Source organism: Collimonas sp. GW821-FHT07E08, from assembly GCF_059418905.1.
Genome location: NZ_JBWKQR010000020.1, coordinates 1 through 15,970 on the forward strand (window position 1 = coordinate 1; position 15,970 = coordinate 15,970).

16 protein-coding genes and 2 pseudogenes are annotated in these 15,970 nt (G+C 59.8%); 9 read left to right on the forward strand and 9 right to left on the reverse strand.

Translation table 11 applies throughout. The annotated features are described in order from the left end of the window. Window positions 1-80 precede the first annotated feature (80 nt). Window positions 81-659, reverse strand: a complete 579-nt coding sequence (locus AC07RZ_RS21320; RefSeq protein ID WP_494669491.1) for a TetR/AcrR family transcriptional regulator — start codon at window positions 657-659, stop codon at window positions 81-83. Window positions 660-816: 157 nt separating this feature from the next. Here AC07RZ_RS21320 and AC07RZ_RS21325 point away from each other — a divergent pair, with 157 nt between their 5' ends. From AC07RZ_RS21325 to AC07RZ_RS21340, 4 genes and pseudogenes are all read left to right on the forward strand, one after another. Next, window positions 817-1,569: an SDR family NAD(P)-dependent oxidoreductase gene (locus tag AC07RZ_RS21325; RefSeq protein ID WP_494669492.1), complete on the forward strand. Its 753-nt coding sequence runs from the start codon at window positions 817-819 to the stop codon at window positions 1,567-1,569. Window positions 1,570-1,585: 16 nt separating this feature from the next. After that, window positions 1,586-1,720 (forward strand): annotated as a pseudogene (locus tag AC07RZ_RS21330) (NADP oxidoreductase coenzyme); the annotation flags it as partial. A gap of 60 nt (window positions 1,721-1,780) precedes the next feature. Beyond that, window positions 1,781-2,413 carry a class I SAM-dependent methyltransferase gene (locus AC07RZ_RS21335; protein ID WP_494669493.1) on the forward strand — a complete coding sequence of 211 codons (633 nt, stop codon included), beginning with the start codon at window positions 1,781-1,783 and terminating at the stop codon, window positions 2,411-2,413. Between the two features lie 437 nt (window positions 2,414-2,850). Continuing rightward, entirely contained in the window at window positions 2,851-3,297 is a 447-nt protein-coding gene (locus AC07RZ_RS21340; protein WP_144742299.1) for an SRPBCC family protein, read from the forward strand. Between the two features lie 79 nt (window positions 3,298-3,376). Here AC07RZ_RS21340 and AC07RZ_RS21345 read toward each other — a convergent pair. Together AC07RZ_RS21345 and AC07RZ_RS21350 are read right to left on the reverse strand one after the other, a co-directional pair. Then, window positions 3,377-3,742: pseudogene (locus AC07RZ_RS21345) on the reverse strand (Rossmann-fold NAD(P)-binding domain-containing protein); the annotation flags it as partial. A 24-nt stretch (window positions 3,743-3,766) separates the two neighbouring features. After that, window positions 3,767-4,510 (reverse strand): SDR family oxidoreductase, encoded by a 744-nt coding sequence (locus AC07RZ_RS21350; RefSeq protein ID WP_494669494.1) that lies wholly within the window; start codon window positions 4,508-4,510, stop codon window positions 3,767-3,769. Between the two features lie 100 nt (window positions 4,511-4,610). Between AC07RZ_RS21350 and AC07RZ_RS21355 the strand changes: the two genes are divergently transcribed. Continuing rightward, complete coding sequence (locus tag AC07RZ_RS21355) at window positions 4,611-5,507, forward strand: AraC family transcriptional regulator (RefSeq protein ID WP_494669495.1); 897 nt, start codon at window positions 4,611-4,613, stop codon at window positions 5,505-5,507. 28 nt (window positions 5,508-5,535) lie between these two features. Here the strand turns inward: AC07RZ_RS21355 and AC07RZ_RS21360 are convergent, their stop codons facing one another. The 5 genes from AC07RZ_RS21360 to AC07RZ_RS21380 form a co-directional block, all read right to left on the reverse strand. Beyond that, window positions 5,536-6,411 (reverse strand): DMT family transporter, encoded by an 876-nt coding sequence (locus tag AC07RZ_RS21360; RefSeq protein ID WP_494669496.1) that lies wholly within the window; start codon window positions 6,409-6,411, stop codon window positions 5,536-5,538. Then, a complete protein-coding gene (locus AC07RZ_RS21365; protein WP_494669497.1) occupies window positions 6,404-7,219 on the reverse strand; it encodes a DUF2182 domain-containing protein in 816 nt (271 codons plus the stop codon). The genes AC07RZ_RS21360 and AC07RZ_RS21365 overlap by 8 nt, the downstream gene beginning before the upstream one ends. Continuing rightward, entirely contained in the window at window positions 7,216-7,818 is a 603-nt protein-coding gene (locus AC07RZ_RS21370) for a DUF1326 domain-containing protein (protein ID WP_144742294.1), read from the reverse strand. The genes AC07RZ_RS21365 and AC07RZ_RS21370 overlap by 4 nt, the downstream gene beginning before the upstream one ends. Before the next feature lie 457 nt (window positions 7,819-8,275). After that, window positions 8,276-8,689, reverse strand: a complete 414-nt coding sequence (locus AC07RZ_RS21375) for a GFA family protein (RefSeq protein ID WP_494669498.1) — start codon at window positions 8,687-8,689, stop codon at window positions 8,276-8,278. A 201-nt stretch (window positions 8,690-8,890) separates the two neighbouring features. Next, complete coding sequence (locus AC07RZ_RS21380; protein WP_494669499.1) at window positions 8,891-9,799, reverse strand: LysR family transcriptional regulator; 909 nt, start codon at window positions 9,797-9,799, stop codon at window positions 8,891-8,893. Window positions 9,800-9,933: 134 nt separating this feature from the next. Between AC07RZ_RS21380 and AC07RZ_RS21385 the strand changes: the two genes are divergently transcribed. The 3 genes from AC07RZ_RS21385 to AC07RZ_RS21395 all read left to right on the forward strand — a co-directional run bounded on the left by AC07RZ_RS21385 (window position 9,934) and on the right by AC07RZ_RS21395 (window position 12,714). Further along, complete coding sequence (locus AC07RZ_RS21385) at window positions 9,934-10,638, forward strand: type 1 glutamine amidotransferase domain-containing protein (protein ID WP_494669500.1); 705 nt, start codon at window positions 9,934-9,936, stop codon at window positions 10,636-10,638. Window positions 10,639-10,722: 84 nt separating this feature from the next. Beyond that, window positions 10,723-11,934, forward strand: a complete 1,212-nt coding sequence (locus AC07RZ_RS21390; RefSeq protein ID WP_494669501.1) for an L-dopachrome tautomerase-related protein — start codon at window positions 10,723-10,725, stop codon at window positions 11,932-11,934. A 378-nt stretch (window positions 11,935-12,312) separates the two neighbouring features. Then, window positions 12,313-12,714 (forward strand): cupin domain-containing protein, encoded by a 402-nt coding sequence (locus tag AC07RZ_RS21395; protein ID WP_494669502.1) that lies wholly within the window; start codon window positions 12,313-12,315, stop codon window positions 12,712-12,714. A 57-nt stretch (window positions 12,715-12,771) separates the two neighbouring features. Here the strand turns inward: AC07RZ_RS21395 and AC07RZ_RS21400 are convergent, their stop codons facing one another. Further along, a complete protein-coding gene (locus tag AC07RZ_RS21400) occupies window positions 12,772-15,132 on the reverse strand; it encodes a DNA polymerase II (protein WP_494669503.1) in 2,361 nt (786 codons plus the stop codon). A 295-nt stretch (window positions 15,133-15,427) separates the two neighbouring features. Between AC07RZ_RS21400 and AC07RZ_RS21405 the strand changes: the two genes are divergently transcribed. Then, the gene (locus AC07RZ_RS21405) at window positions 15,428-15,913 is read left to right on the forward strand and encodes a MarR family winged helix-turn-helix transcriptional regulator (protein ID WP_494669504.1); all 486 of its coding nucleotides are present in this window, start codon (window positions 15,428-15,430) and stop codon (window positions 15,911-15,913) included. Window positions 15,914-15,970: the final 57 nt, after the last annotated feature.

The window sequence follows — 15,970 nt, forward strand, 5'->3', positions numbered from 1 at the left end:
AAGAACGGATCAAGCTTCGACCCGCACTTCGTTTCCATAAAAGCTTGACCAAAACCATAGAATCTATTACGCCCTACGCCTTACCGCGTTGCCTTTTTGACATTGCTGCTCGACCGATTTGGCAGGATGGCGCTAGTGACAATGTGAACGAGATGATCGGCCCGTGGCGCGAATGACGGCAGGTCGACGAGCCAGCCGAGCGCCGCCATCAGGCCGAACAGGTCGTCCCCATTCATATCGGTGCGCGCCGTTCCTTCGGCCTGAGCACGGAGCAGCAGTCGCGCGCTCGCTGAGTGCACCGCTGCGCATGAAGCATAAAGAGCGGAGTCCGGGTTCGCGTGGGCAGCCGCCATCAGGGCGACGACGCCCTTATAGCTTTGGGCGAACGCCATCCATTCGCTAAACCAAGACACGAGCGCTTCGTCAGGTGAATTCGACGTTTCGAGTTCGTCTGCCTTCTGCGTCAGTTCGTCCAGATTCGTACACAACAACGCTTCAAACAAGGCTTCTCGCGTCGGGAAATGACGCAGCAGTGTAGCCAGCCCGACGTCAGCCCGGCGGGCGATATCGCGCATGGACGCGTCGACACCGTGCTTGGCGACAACGTCGTGCGCGACTGCAAGTAGATGGCTGTAATTTTTTTTGGCGTCGGCTCGCATGGGGTTCCTTGACAAACGGATCACTGCTCCATATAATTGGATCACTGGTTCGGATACTACGAATCAGGATCTGGATCTGTGATCCAAATGATACAGCGCCTTTGTACCAATGGGAACAGCGGCGCTGCCTTACAGCACAAACGAAAGGTGGAAGATTGTGAAAAAATTAGAAGGCAAGGTTGCAGTTATCACGGGCGGAAGCAGCGGGATCGGCTTGGCCGCAGCCAAGCGCTTCGTGGAAGAAGGTGCGCACGTCGTGATCACTGGGCGACGAGAGAAAGAGCTGAAAGAGGCCGCCGCCTCCATCAAGAGAAACGTTACGACGGTCGTGGGCGACGTGTCGCGCTTGGAAGATCTGGACCGGCTCTATGCCGTCGTGAAAGAGAAACATGGTCACATCGATGTTCTCTTCGCGAACGCGGGCGCAGGGACAATCGCACCGCTTGCGGTAGCTACCGAGGCCCATTTTGACCAGACCTTCGACGTGAACGTGAAGGGAATGTTCTTTACGGTACAGAAGGCCCTTCCTCTCTTCAAAGACGGCGGTTCGATTATCCTGAACTCTTCGGTCTCGAACGTCCTCGGGCTTCCAGGATTTACTGCTTATGCCGCGAGTAAGGCGGCTGTGCGCAACTTCGCGCGCGGCTGGGCTTTGGAATTGAAAGACCGCAAGATCCGCGTAAATAGCATGAGTCCCGGAGCAATCGACACCCCGGCCTTGGCGACGACGACGGGCCTTACCGCTGAACAGGCCGAGCAAGCAGTCGCACAGTTCACCACGCAGATCCCAATGGGCCGCAGAGGCATGCCCGAGGAAATCGCGGCAGCAGTCGCGTTCCTCGCCTCCGATGAAAGTTCTTACATCACCGGTGTGGATCTCGCCGTCGATGGCGGCATGGCACAGGTCTGACCCCCGGCGCGCTCCCGTGGCTGCGCTTGCGGAAAATCTCGGTTTCTCGCCGATCAAGCTTGGCGGGCTTTCGGAAGGTGGACTGCTTGTGCAGGCGCGCGGAAATAGCCGGGGTCGATTGATCTTTAAGGACCTGGTCAAGTTCGACTGATGGATCGCGATCGCAGATGTCGCCGCAATTACCTATACCCAACCGTAACGGAGATTCCCGATGTACGAACAATCCAAACTATCCGAGTTGATCCAGTTCGCACGAGTTGTTGCGGGCTCTATCGTCATCGATGTTTACCCAGGCGACGGCGGCTGGACCCGTCTCTTTTCCGACATCGTGGGACCCGGAGGACGGGTCTACAGCTTCGTGCCGGCCGAAGTCGCCAACTTCAAGAGCGATCCGCTAGGCCGCATGCGGACGCTCGCGAAGGAGCCGGGCCGAGAGAACGTCGAAGCCGTCTCCGCGGACCTCGTGGCGATGCCGAAGGCCACGCAGCCAGCGGACGTCCTGTGGTTGCACCTGTTCTACCACGATCTCCACACCGAGCTGATGCAGGCCAGGGGCGCAACGGCGGCCCACTTCAATCGAGCCGTCTACGAGCGGCTGAAGCCCGGTGGGTCCTACGTCATCGTAGACCACGCCGCCGCCGTCGGGGCGGGCACGAGCGACGCCCAGTCGCTGCATCGGATTGCGCCTGCATCCGTTCGCGAGGAGGTGGAGGCGGCCGGTTTCGTACTGGACGCGGAGAGCACCATGCTCGCGAACAATGGCGATCTGCACTCGATCAAGGTGTTCGATCCGTCGATCAAGGGCGAGACCGATCGCTTCGCCTATCGGTTCGTGAAGCCCTGACATGTCCCGGCGGCGACCCTGCCTGGCCCGGTTGCGGATTCCGCTTCCCGAAAGCGGACACCCGTGACCGTCTCCGTGAGGGCGCGCTAATGGAATGGTCGCCCTACGCAGCACCACCCCTATTCTTGTAGTCGCCTGCCAGCGTCAATTCTAGAACCGCTTTGCCCACACCATCGTAGCCTGGAAAAATTGAGGCGGCTGACACTCCAGATTTGTCGCAACGGTGCAATAATTCACCAGCTAAGGTTTTTAGTGTGAGTGATGATGCTGGTTTTACACTTCGCGGCATGGAAGGGAAGCCAGCGACACCGCTTGGGATTGACGTGCTGAAGCCACGACGTCTAGCCATTTCCACAGTGGCGCGGCAACTCTGTTTCGGTGAAAGTCAGTATAAGTAAGTCATTACATCGAAAGATCACATCGAAGGGAAAGAAATCATGGCTACGAACACAATCCGGCTTCATCGCGTGCTCCGGACTACCCCGGAGAAAATCTACCGGGCGTTTCTTGATGCCGACGCGATGGCTAAATGGCTTCCGCCCAATGGCTTCACTGGCAAGGTCCACCATATCGATGCCAAAGTCGGCGGCACTTATAAAATGTCGTTTACGAACTTCACCACGAAAAACAGCCATTCCTTTGGCGGCGAGTATCTCGAGCTGATACCTAACGAACGCATTCGGCATACGGACAAATTCGACGACCCTAATTTGCCGGGGGAAATGCAGACGACCATTTCCTTGCTGAAGGTCTCCTGCGGCACGGAAGTAAACATTGTGCAAGAAGGCATACCGGAAGTCATTCCGCCTGAGGCTTGTTATCTCGGATGGCAGGAATCGCTCACTCTTCTCGCACAATTGGTTGAGGCTGAGATTACTGGGTAATGTGCATTTACGATGTAAAACCTGATACTTGGGCGATTTCACGCCGGCAACGCAAAGGTGCTGCCGGCGCGCATTCTGTTTAATCTGCAACGTATTGCATTTGTTCGAGATCAGCGATCAGTCCCGGACCGGTCGGGCGCCATCCAAGCAATTCCTGCGTTTTCGCACTTGAGGCCGGAAGGTCGAAGCCGACAAAATCGCTGAGCCATCCGAAATGCGCGGGCGCCTCTTCTTGTGAGAGGCTGACCGCCGGCACCTTCAATCCTTTGCCAATGACTTCAGCGATGTGACGAAGCGGTATTCCCTCCTCAGCAACCGCGTGGTACCTGCTGCCGGCTTCCTGCTTCTCGAGCGCCAGCCTGTAGAGGCGGGTGGTATCGCTGACATGCACCGCCGGCCAGAGGTTCAGTCCTTCGCCTAAAAAAGCCGCGGCGCCAGTCTCCCGGCGCCTGAGGGGCGGATGCTGATGTCAGCATGACTCGGCCAGCGCTACCGCATCAGCGCCGGCAGCAAGGCGAACCGGGCACGACGGGTCGTTCGCGGCGCGCCATACCGCTTCCGCTACATCCAGCGCGCGCGTGACCTCGGACGACTGCCGCCATGCCGCGAAGACATCCTGCGCCAGGCCGGCGTAGGCCTCGGGGATGCCATCCTGCATCCGCGGCTGGGCGTTTTCGCCGAAGCGGGTCTCTGGCGCCCGTCCCGGCAGCACCAGGCTCACCCGCACATTGAATGGCTGGAGCTCCAGCGCGAGAGATTCGGTGAATGCGTTGACTGCTGCCTTGCTGGCGGTGTACACGGACAGCAGAGGAAGCGGCTTCAATGTCACGCTCGAGGTGACGTTCACGATGACGCCGGCCTGGCGTTGCCTGAACTGCGGCAGCACCGCCTGGATCATCGCCATCGTGCCAAGGGTGTTGGTCTCGAAGACGTCGCGGGCAGTTTCCATCGAGGTGCCTTCGAGGGCGCCCAGCATGCCGATCCCGGCGTTGTTGACCAGGACATCGATAGTCCCCGCGGCGTCCACGGCGCGGCGGATGCTGTCTGCATCGGTAACGTCGAGGGCGAGCACGCGCAGGTGTTCGAAACGCGGCAGAAGATCCTCGCGCGGCGTGCGCATGGTGGCGATGACCCGCCAATCGCGAGCGAGGAAGTATTGGGCGGTTTCGAAGCCGAAACCGGATGAGCATCCGGTGATGAGGACGGTTTTCATGGGGGATCTCTGTAGGTGGTTTGCAGTACCTGGACTGTAGCTCGGCACGCCCGGACATACTACAATCGCGAGTCCAGGTTTTATTCGCAGGAGTCCAGTTATGGTCGATCCACTCACGGAGGTTGTCACACTCCTCCAGCCGCAGGCCCGGTTCTCGAAAGTCGTCAGCGGCGCCGGCGCCTGGCGTGTGCGCCGCTCGGAAGCAGGGCAACCCTTCTATTGCGTGATCCTCGACGGTTCCTGCCGGCTCGCGGTTGACGGCCGCGAACCGATCGGACTCGAGGAGGGCGATTTCATCCTGATCCCCGCGGCGCATGGCTTCACCATGTCGAGCTTCGAGCCGCCGCCGGAGGACTTCGATGCCGTGCCCGTCGCGCTGCCCAATGGCGAGTTCAGGCTCGGCGAGCAAAGCGGGCCGCCCGAGGTTCAACTGCTTGTCGGCCACTGCGTCTTCGGTTCGCCAGACGCGTCCTTGCTGGTTTCGCTCCTGCCGCAACTGCTGCACGTCCGCGGCGAAAAAAGACTGGCTATCATCGTGCAGCTGGTAGGAGAAGAATCCCGCGCGCTGCGGCCCGCGCGCGACGTCATCCTGGCGCGCCTGCTGGAAGTTCTCTTGATCGAAGCCTTGCGATCCGCCGCGGGGACGGCAGCGTCGCCGGGCCTCTTGCGCGGGCTCGCCGACGAACGCCTCGCGGTCGCGATACGGCGCATGCACGAGAGCATGGCCAGGCCGTGGACGGTTGCGCAGCTGGCGAAAGAGGCGGCGCTGTCCCGCTCGGCGTTCTTCGAGCGCTTCAGCCGCGCAGTAGGCGTCGCTCCGATGGCGTACCTGCTCGCCTGGCGCATGGCTTTGGCAAAGAACCTGCTGCGGCGCAAAGAGGGGGGTGTGGCTGAAGTTGCTGAACGTGTCGGCTATGGCTCAGCCAGCGCGTTCAGCGTTGCATTCACGCGCCATGTCGGATTGCCGCCGACGCGTTATGCGCGGGAAGCAGCGTGAACACAGTGCGCCAGATTCGCAATGGAGGCTACGGACGCGGTTCCTGCGGCCTGCTTGCCAGCACCAGCGCAATGCCGCCCAGGATCGCCACGGAGGCAGTGGCCAGGCGCGGTGTGATCGCCTCCGACAGGAACGCCACGCCGCCGAATGCGGCGATGAGCGGCACCGACAACTGTACCGTGGCGGCGCGCATGGCGGAAAGCTTGCTCAGCGCGGCATACCAAATGACGTAGCCGACGCCTGACGTGAGTGCGCCAGAGGCAATGGCCAGGGCAACCCCCGCCGCATCCGCGTAAACATTGGTGATGGACAGCAAGCTCAGCACCAGGGCCAACGGCGCCGCCCGCGCGAAGTTGCCCGCCGTGGCCGCCAGCGGGTCGGGTACGCCTCGGCCGCGCAGCGAGTACACGCCCCACGCCAGGCCCGCGATCGCCATCAGCGCGGCGCCGAGGGGCGGCGGCGCAGCGACACCGGGCGACACAAGGTAGACCAGCCCCGTGACAGCCAATGCGAGGCCTAGCCATGCGATGGCTCCGAACATCTCGCCCGAGCGCAAGCCTGCGATGAACATGGTCAGTTGAACCGCACCGAACAGTATCAATGCGCCAGTGCCTGCGGGCAAGGTCAGGTACGCGAACGAGAAGAATGCGACATATGCAAACAGCATGGCCGCGGCGAGCCAGTCGGCATGGCCGGGCGCAAGCCGCGCCGACCTGAAGCGCACGATGACGGCGAGCGTGATCGCCCCCGAAACCAGCCTGATGCTGGCGAAACTGGCAGGATCGATGCCCCTTTGCTGCAGCGCCAGCCGGCACAACAGAGAATTGGCCGCGAAGGCGAACATCGCCGCCGCCGTGAGCACGATCGCCGGCAAGCCGGGCAGGCCGTTGCGTTCCTTAGGCATGGATCACCACCAGGACCGCAGCCCAGGACAGCAGCGCGACACCGAGCGGCGTGCTGAGCCGCGGTCCCCAGCGCACGTTCTTTTCGATCGCCATCACGGCCGCCAGCACGAGCATCCAGCCGAGGCTGCCGGTGCCGAACGCGAACATCAGCAGCATCAGCGCCCAGCAGCATCCGACGCAGAACAGGCCGTGCTGCACGCCAAGCGCAAACGCGTGCCGCGCTTGCGCCTGCCCGCGCCAATGTTCGATAACGAAACTCAAGGGCGTACGGCATTTTTCCAGGCATCGGTACTTGAGCGCGCTGAACTGGAAGGCGCCGGCCAACGCAATTGTTGCGGCGCCGATCATCCAGCCATGCCAAGCCAAGGAGGGCACGCTGGCAAGCAGCGACAGCATGGCGCCATGCAGTGCGTGCGCCAAGAGCCCGAATGCTCCCCAGGCCGTCATGTAGCCTAGGCCGAGCAGCGTCAGGAGACGTCCATGGTCCGGACGCTGGGCCGTCAGCCGGTCAAACGTGTTGAACAATGGCAAGGTGGTCGGCAGCATCATGGCTGCCGTCATGAGTATCCAGGCTGCGGCGTACAGCGCCATGGGCAGCACCACTGCGCCGCCAGGAACGACACGGCACAGAAACGCCGCCGGCCCGGATACGGTCCAGTCGCCATGTTCGAGATAGCGGCCGTACGGACTGCGCCCCCATGCCCATAGCGACAGCCACGCGAGCGCAATCAATGCCGCCAGGACCGGCAGGAACACGCGCTGGCGGCGCGAGTTCCTGGGCGGCAGCGAACCTGCCGAAGCGCTCATGCGTCGAAGACGAAGGTGCTCTGCAAGGCGTTGTGGTTCGCGATGTCCAGATCGATGCCAAGGGCGGCGTTCTTGGATCGATAAGTCGGAGCCTTGCCGACAAACACCGGCGCTCCCGGCACCGTCGAGAACACGGTGTCGGACAGGGTAGTCTGGCCGCCGGTGGCGCCTAGGTAGGGTTCGAGTTCGGCATAATAATCCTTGCCGATCTGGAGTTCGCCCTTACCCGCATTCACGGTGAAACGTATCGGCGCCCGCTCCACCGACACCACCTCGCCGATCAGCTTGGCGAGTTCGGCGACCGGTCCGCCGGCCTGGCCGGTGTAGACTTTCAGCAGTGCATCTTCCTGCGCCTTGGAAGCCTGGTCGTCGACGTAGATCGCGGCGGTCCAGTTGCCGAGCAGAATATTGCCGGGCACATGCGCCACGGCAGCGATGGTGTTGCCGCCCACGTCGACGCCGTCGACCGTTCCCTTGTCTATGCGCCAGGCGACGATGGTGTCGCAGGTGCCGTTGTCAGGATCCTCGCCGATCCAGCAGGGGCACAGGACATTGCAATTGCAAACCTCGAGCAGGCGACCTTCCAGGTGATAGCTCATACAGACCTCCGTTGCAGCTATACGAACACCGGCTTGTCGCCGCAGCTAGCAACGGCAAGAGATAAATTATTCTAGGCTGCGCGGTGGGGCAATTCAAGTTCGACGGCGGCCATGCAGGTTGTCGGGGGGGCGTCTGACCGGTGTCGAGAGAAGGCTTCGATTTCCCCTTGGGCAAAGCCATCGAAAGACGTCTTGTGACTGGCTTTTGCTCGCCGCGACAAGCTGATTTCGACCTTTTGCGGATTACACGGTAAGGCGTAGGGCGTAATAGCGAAGCGTATTACGCCGCATGTGATGCCTCACAACGGCAAGCGATGTCAAATGAACTGGGGTAAATGACAATAAGAGAATGCCGCATGATATCGATCAAACATACGGCGTAATACGCTTCGCTATTACGCCCTACGCCTTACCGCGTTGCAAACTGTCCGCGTTGAACGCCTTGTCAGGAACCTACTTAACCTTGGGCCGCGCCTTGTTTTTTTGCTAGCTGAGGGCTCATATGGTCCCAAGGCGCAGCGCTAGCCACATAAAAATCCAATGTGGGTACATAGCTCGCAGGATTGTCTAAGGTGCCTGCTTTAATACCGAGCATTCCGGGCATGGCGCTGAATTTTGCAAACAGCTGCGAACCGCAATTTTGACAGAACCCCCTTCGGTGAATGCCTCCACCATCAGATGCCGACTCGAAATATTTTGCTTCGCCACAAATGGAGACGCTTTCTTCTGGAAAAAGCATTGCGGGAATAAAAGCGCTACCCGATGACCTTTGGCAATCCTTGCAATGGCAATTTCCAGTAAATAGCGGCTCCGCGTCAGTGGAATAATTTATTTCTCCGCAAAGACATCGTCCTGAATATTTTGAGGTCATACGTATCTCCATATTTGCTTATTGATTTGCCTGGCTTCCAGCAAGGGTTGTGCACGTTTAGTCCTGATTAATGGAATTCGGGAGTCTGCTTTTGGCCTACCGCTGCCCGTCGCGGCTGACAGTATATGATGGACAAGTACTTGACAGGCTTGGTCAACGCCATTGAAACGTAGCCGAACCGGTCAACGACTATTCGCCTGACTAAGGATGCTTTGTGGCTGTCAACAGCAGATCAATGAATGCGCGTGTTGCTGCCGACTGATTCCGATGGGGGGCGTAGAGGATTGAAAATGGGCGAGTGCGGCCGCGCAGTTGCAGCAACAACTCGACCAGGCGACCTTGCTCGATATGTTCGCGCACGATGAAATCGTAGCTCTGGCAAATGCCCATTCCTTGTTTGGCCAGCGACACGACGCCCAGTACGTCGTCGGTTATCTGTATTGCAGGCACCGGCAACCAATCGAAGTCATCCAGCCCGTCCCTGAATACCCAGGGTGCGATGCGTCCGGTACTGGGCATGACGAAAGGCAGGCAGCTGTGTTGCTCAAGATCCTCTAATATTCTGGGTGTCCCGGCTCGCCGGAGGTAGGCGCGGGAGGCGACGAGACATAAGGCGGCATCTTCCAGCTTGCGCGCCACCAATCCGCTATCGGGAAAGTGGCCCAGGCGGATTACTAAATCAAAACCTTCTGCAACCAGGTCGACATTCCGATTCGTGATGTTCAGTTCTACCTGGACGCCTGGATATTGCCGTGCAAAACGTGCGAGCAATGGCGGCAGGCGATAGTGTCCATAGGTGGTGGGCACGCTCACACGTATGCGCCCCTTCAATTCTCCATCCTGTCCTTGCATGTCGCGCTCGGCGTCATCAAGCAGAGTGAATGCTCTGCGCGCCAGCTCAAGATAATGCTTGCCGGCCTCGGTCAGCCCGATCTGACGCGTTGTCCGTCGTAAAAGCTGGCTCCCGAGACGTTTTTCGAGTCGGGTGACCGCCCGACTCAGGACCGACGGCGTCGTCGACAGCGCGATCGCTGCAGCGGTGAGAGACCCGTGTTCTGTTACCGCCAACAAGACTTCAACGTCGCCCAGATAGTCAAACCGACGGCTCATTTTGTCTCCTAAAGAACAAATGTATGTCTTGGTGGCTAGTTTATCTCCTATTGAATCGATAATAAAGTACGGCAGCGATGAAACAGATTAATCGCACAAGGAGCTTAAACCTGTCTGCAAGGAGATTCAAAGCCATGAACACCCGGTCGTTATCCACTATCAAGCCTGTGCTGTTCGTTCTGACCAGCCATGCAACCAAAGGAAAAACCGGTCAGCCGACCGGCTACTATCTCGGTGAAGTCACCCACCCGCTGGCCGAACTGGAGGCCGCCGGCATTCCGGTGGCATTTGCTTCGATCCAGGGTGGCGAGCCTCCCGTCGATGGGGTCGAACTCGACGACCCGGTCAACCAGCGCTATTGGAACAACCCTGCCTTTCGTGATGCCGTGCGGCATACGCAAAAACTCGGGGATGTCGATGCGCCGAAGTATTCAGCGATCTTCTTCGCCGGCGGCCATGGCGCGATGTGGGATTTTCCGGTCAGTACCGAGGTAGTGCGCGTCACACGCGCCGTTTACGAAGCGGAAGGCATCGTCGGCGCGGTCTGCCATGGTCCCGCAGCGCTGGTCAACGCTACCCTCAGTGATGGCAGCTATCTTGTCGCAGGCAAAAACCTCAGCGCTTTCACCGATGACGAAGAGCGCGCCGTCCAGCTCGCAGATGTGGTGCCGTTCCTGCTCGCAAGCACACTGGTCCAGCGTGGAGCTACGCATCACCCTGCGCCGGACTGGACTGCCAAGGTCATCGTGGATGGGCGCCTGGTCACCGGTCAGAACCCGCAATCCGCGGCTGGCGTCGGCTCGGCCATGCGTGACCTGCTGCTTGCCGCATTTGCATGACGGCGACCGATGCCGTACAACCGCCTCCTGCGTCCGAGATGGCGTCGGAGTGGCGATTTTTATTCAATTTCTTATGAGTACACCATGAACCGTTATCTCTCCGCAGGCTCCGCGATCGTGTTGGCAGCCGTAACCGCGACCACGGCCCTGGCAGCGCAGCCGCTGGCATCTCTCGAGCGCTGGCGCAGCTATTCCGGCGTCACCTGGGCGCAGCCTGACAGCGATGGAAGCATTACTCCCTATATGGATTCGGTCAACGCCCCGATTGCAGGAATCCATTTCGATTCGCGAGGACGGGCGTTCGTCAGCACGCCGCGTCTGATCTCCGCCGGCGCACCGGCGACACTGAGCATTCTGGATACGCGCGCAGTCTCCGGACCGGCGCGGCTGGCGGCGTTTCCATCGCTCCAGGGCAATGCGGTCACAGATGCTCCGGACCGCAGCCTGCGCAATGTGCTGGGTTTTTACATAGACCGGCGCAACGGCTGGCTATGGGCGCTGGATCAAGGTTTCGTCGCGGGCGAAAGCGAGGCGCCTGCCGGCGCGCAAAAGGTGATGGTGTATGAGCTTGCCACCGGCAGACTGGTCAAGCGTATCGGACTGGATGCGGTAGCCGATCGCAAAGGCAGCTTCCTCAACGACATCGTGGTCGATGAGGCGCGCAAGATCGCCTACATCTCCGATAGCGGTTTGCGCAGTGCGCCTGCCAATCAGGTCGGCCTGATCGTCGTGGAATACGTCTCGGGAAATGCGCGCCGCCTGTTGGACAAGCATCCCAGTCTTGGCGTGGAATCAGGTGCGAACGTGGTTTCGCACGGCGCAGAAGTCTGGCCCGGCAAGCCGCTGCTGTTAGGTATCAACGGCATTGCGCTCTCGCCGGACGCCCGCACCCTTTACTGGACGGTAACGACGGGCAGGCATGCCCATGCCATCGCCACCGATGTATTGCGGAATCCAGGCGCCAGCGCCGCAACGGTGGCCGCCGCAGTGCGTGAATTGGGCGACGTTGGCGGCAATACGGACGGCATCGTCATCGGCGCCGACGGCAGGCTTTACATCACCGATGTCACCCATAATGGCATTGCACGATATGACCCGTCCACAAAGAACGTCAGGCTGATCGCCTCCGACGAGGAAATTCAGTGGCCTGACACGCCAACGATCGCACCTGACGGTGCGCTGGTCTTCACATCCAGCAACCTGAACCAACACTTTGCCGGTACGATTAAAACCGGCGATGAGCGCTATATGCTATGGCGCCTTTCGCTAAAAAAATCAGCGAGGGTCCCGAAGTGATTTTTTGAATGGCGGCCGACATGCAAACGCATGGGGCGCCATTCTTCTTGCAGAGAATGGTTCGGCATTCAATCTTTTATTGCTTTCCGATAAGCGCACAGTAGGGTTGGCGCCATAAGATTTTCTTTACTCTCGCTAAAACTAATCTCGTTTGCGCGCGTCCCTCCAAAAGAGGATATTTCGGTCTTTGCATGATTCACGACTGCCTCAATTGTGTCTACAAACACTGCCATCGAGAACATCGCTTTTCTGCTTGGGAGGAGACGGGACACGTTCCGATTTACTGGAAATGAACGTTGTGCTGAACGCCTGACACCCAGCTGAAAAGTTACGGCACCCTATAAATATTAATGCATGGAATAGCCCGGAGAACCCATAGTGAAAGCATATTTTTCCATTGCCATCCTTCTGGCGGGCATCCTGTCGGTGCATCCTGCCATGGCCGCCGGCATGGCGCCGGCAGCAAAGGAGACACAAGTCTTGCAAAGAATCCGCGTGCAGGGAACCGATCGCGAAATGGGCATGGGGATTGCCGCGTTTCCTCCGAACGCTGAAAAACCCCGCCACAAGGCAATTGGGCCTGAAGTCGTGTATGTGCTTGAAGGGGAAATAACCGTCCTGGTAGATGGCATGCCTGCAAAAGTTGTCCATGCGGGCGAGAGTTACCAGCTTGCCGCGAAAGATGTTCATGTCACCAAAGCAGGACCGGCCGGCGCAAAAACCGTTGCGTCGTGGGTGACCGTGCCAGGCAAGCAATTTAACGTATTTGTGCCGAAATGATTAGGCGGCCGCGGCCGCTTGCGGCCGATTGTAGACTCCCGCAGGCAACTCGCAACTTTAAAACAATTCCTTCTGTCCTCCCACCAGCGCCGCAAAATTATCATCCAGAAACGGCAGTATCGCATCCGCCAGCGGCTGCAGCTGCCGGCTCAGGTAGTGGTCGTAGTCGATCGCCGAGCGCTGCGTTTCCAGCGGCTCGGGGCCGGCCGTGGTCATGACGTAGCTGATCCAGCCGCCGTTCTGGTACTGCAGCGGCCGGCCTTGCTCGCGGTTGAATTCATCGGCCACGCGCGCGGCGCGCACGTGCGGCGGCACGTTGCGCTGGTAGGCATCCAGAGGCCGCCTTAGCCGCTTGCGGTAGACCAGCAATTCGTCGAATTCACCGCTAAGCGTGCGGCTGACATAGTCGCGCACATAAGACTGGTAGGGTTCGCGCTTGAATATGTGCTGGTACAGCTGCTGCTGGAATTGCTTGGCCAGCGGCGTCCAGTCGGAGCGTACCGACTCCAGTCCCTTGTACACCATCTCTTCCGTGCCGTCTGCGTTCACGATCAATCCGGCGTAGCGCTTCTTGCTGCCCAGTTCGGCGCCGCGGATGGTCGGCATCAGGAAGCGATGGTAATGGGTGTCGAACTCCAGTTCCAGCGCGCATTCGATATCCAGGGTTTGCCGCAGGTGCCGCCGCCACCATTCGTTGACCTCCTGCGCCAGTGCCTTGCCGATCCGGGCCGCCTGTTCCTCAGTATGCGGCTGCTTGAGCCAGACAAAAGTGGAGTCGGTGTCGCCATAGATGACCTGGTAGCCTTTGGCCTCGATCAGTTCGCGTGTCTTGTGCATGATTTCATGGCCGCGCATGGTGATCGACGACGCCAGGCGCGGATCGAAGAAGCGGCAGCCGGTTGATCCCAGCACGCCGTAGAAGGCGTTCATGATGATCTTCAGGGCTTGCGACAGCGGCTGGTTGTGCTGGCGTTTTGCCGTTTCGCGTCCTTGCCAGATCTGGCTGACGATAGCCGGCAGGCTGTGTTTGGTGCGCGAAAAGCGGGCGCCGCGGAAGCCTGGGATGGAATCGCTGTCGGCGGGATGCTGCATGCCTTCGATCAGCCCGACCGGATCGATCAGGAAGGTGCGGATGATCGAGGGGTAAAGGCTTTTGTAGTCCAGGACCACGACCGAATCGTACAGGCCGGATTGCGAATCCATCACGAAGCCGCCGGGACTGGGTTCGCCCGAGACATCGCCGAGGTTCGGTGCGACGTAGCCCTGGCGGTGCATATGGGGCAGGTACAGGTGGCTGAAGGCCGCTACCGATCCGCCGCTGCGGTCTGCCGGCAAGCCGGTGACGGCGGCGCGCTCCAGCAGGAAAGTCAGCAGCTCGGTCTTGGCGAAGATGCGCGTCACCAGCTCGCAGTCTTTCAGGTTGTAGGTCGCCAGCGCCGGCTTGTCCTCGGCGAAGCGGCGGTCGATTTCCGCCATGCGCTGGTAGGGATTGGTGATCGATTTGCCTTCGCCCAGCAGGGTTTGGGCGACATGCTCCAGGCTGAAGGAGGGAAAATTCCAGGTCGCCGATTTCAGCGCTTCGATGCCGTCGATGATCAGGCGGCCGGCGGCGGACGCAAAATGATGGTTCGGCTTGAAGCCGTGTTCGCGCCACTCCATCTGGCTGCCGCCGCGGCCGATGCGCAGCGGCATGCCGTATTCCTGGGCATGCTTTTGCAGGACGCGCAAATCGAACTGCACCAGGTTCCAGCCGATGATGGCGTCGGGATCGTGGCGCTCCAGCCATTGGTTCAGCTGCTCCAGGAGGAGCGGGCGGCTGGCGCAATACTCCAGGTCGAAGTCGATCTCGCCGGCGTCTCCGTTGGGCGGTCCCAGCATGTACACCTGGCGCTGGCCGCAACCTTCGAGGGCAATGGAATACAAGTCGCCATGCGCCGTGGTTTCGATATCGAGCGATACCAGCTTCAGCTGCGGACGATACCCGGCTGCCGGTTTCATGGTGCTGTCGAGCATGGGCCCGCTGCCGTTCGGCTCGCCGGCGAACCAGACCGGGGCGGTGATGAAGCGCTCCATCAGATAGCGTTCAGGCGGGCGGATATCGGCTTCGTAGACATCGACGCCATGCTCCTTCAGCAGCTTGTCCAGCTTGATCAACTGGCGGTGCTGCGGGACATACAGGCCCAGCACCGGACGTGACTGGAAATCTTTCAGGAGCAGCGGGCGCAGCTCGAACCGGCGTTCGTTGCGCAATACGCTTTCGGCCTGTTGCTGCTGCGCGGCCGGGATGAACGCCACCGATTGCTGGGGAGACAGGCGGACATGCTGCGGGCCGCTGTCGGTCGCGAGCCAGAACTCGACTTCTGTGCCATCGGGAGTGTCGCGCCAGTGCCTGGTCAGGATGAAACCTTGTTGTGCCACGCTACTGCCTTATATAGAACTGCTCATGGTTGCGCATCGACGCGATGCTGGGGATCAGGTCTTGCAATGATACATTTCATGCATGCGCTTTGCTGCGGACGCCAGCCCGGAATAATGCAATTTTTCCGAAACTCTGGCCGTTGCCGCGTTGTCGGAGCAGAAGGGCTTGCAAGGCAAACGGGCAGCCGGAAAATCGCCAGGGATTGGCGCCATAGTTATTCGCAATCCTGGCGATAGTTTTAAATGCAATTTAGATTGCTTGCAATTTAATTTTTAGCGATATATTATGCAAGCCATGGACACCAGCAAACAAACGACTGCAAACCTTGCCCCGGAATCATTCGGGCCGGACAGCCTGCTGCTGGACAACCAGCTGTGCTTCGCGCTGTATTCGGCATCGCTGACCATGACCAAGATATACAAGCCGCTGCTGCAGAAAATGGGCCTGACTTATCCGCAATACCTGGTGCTGCTGACGCTGTGGGAGCGCGACGAATTGACTGTGTCGGCCCTGGGCGAGCGCCTGTTCCTGGATTCCGGCACCCTGACGCCTTTGCTCAAGCGCCTGGAAAGCAGCGGTTTTTTGCGCCGCCAGCGCTCGTCTCACGATGAACGCCAGGTGATCGTCAGCCTGACCGCGGCGGGCAAGGACCTGCGCCAGCAGGCGCTGGCGATACCGCCGCAGGTGAGCTGCAGCGCCGAATGTTCGCTGGACGAGCTGCAAGCGCTGACCCAGGAGTTGCGGCGCTTGCGCGCTGCGATGGCCGGCAACATCGCTTAAAGGCAGGGGGTATGGTTTTGCATGGAATATAAGTTGTGAGCAATATGATTGTGTAAT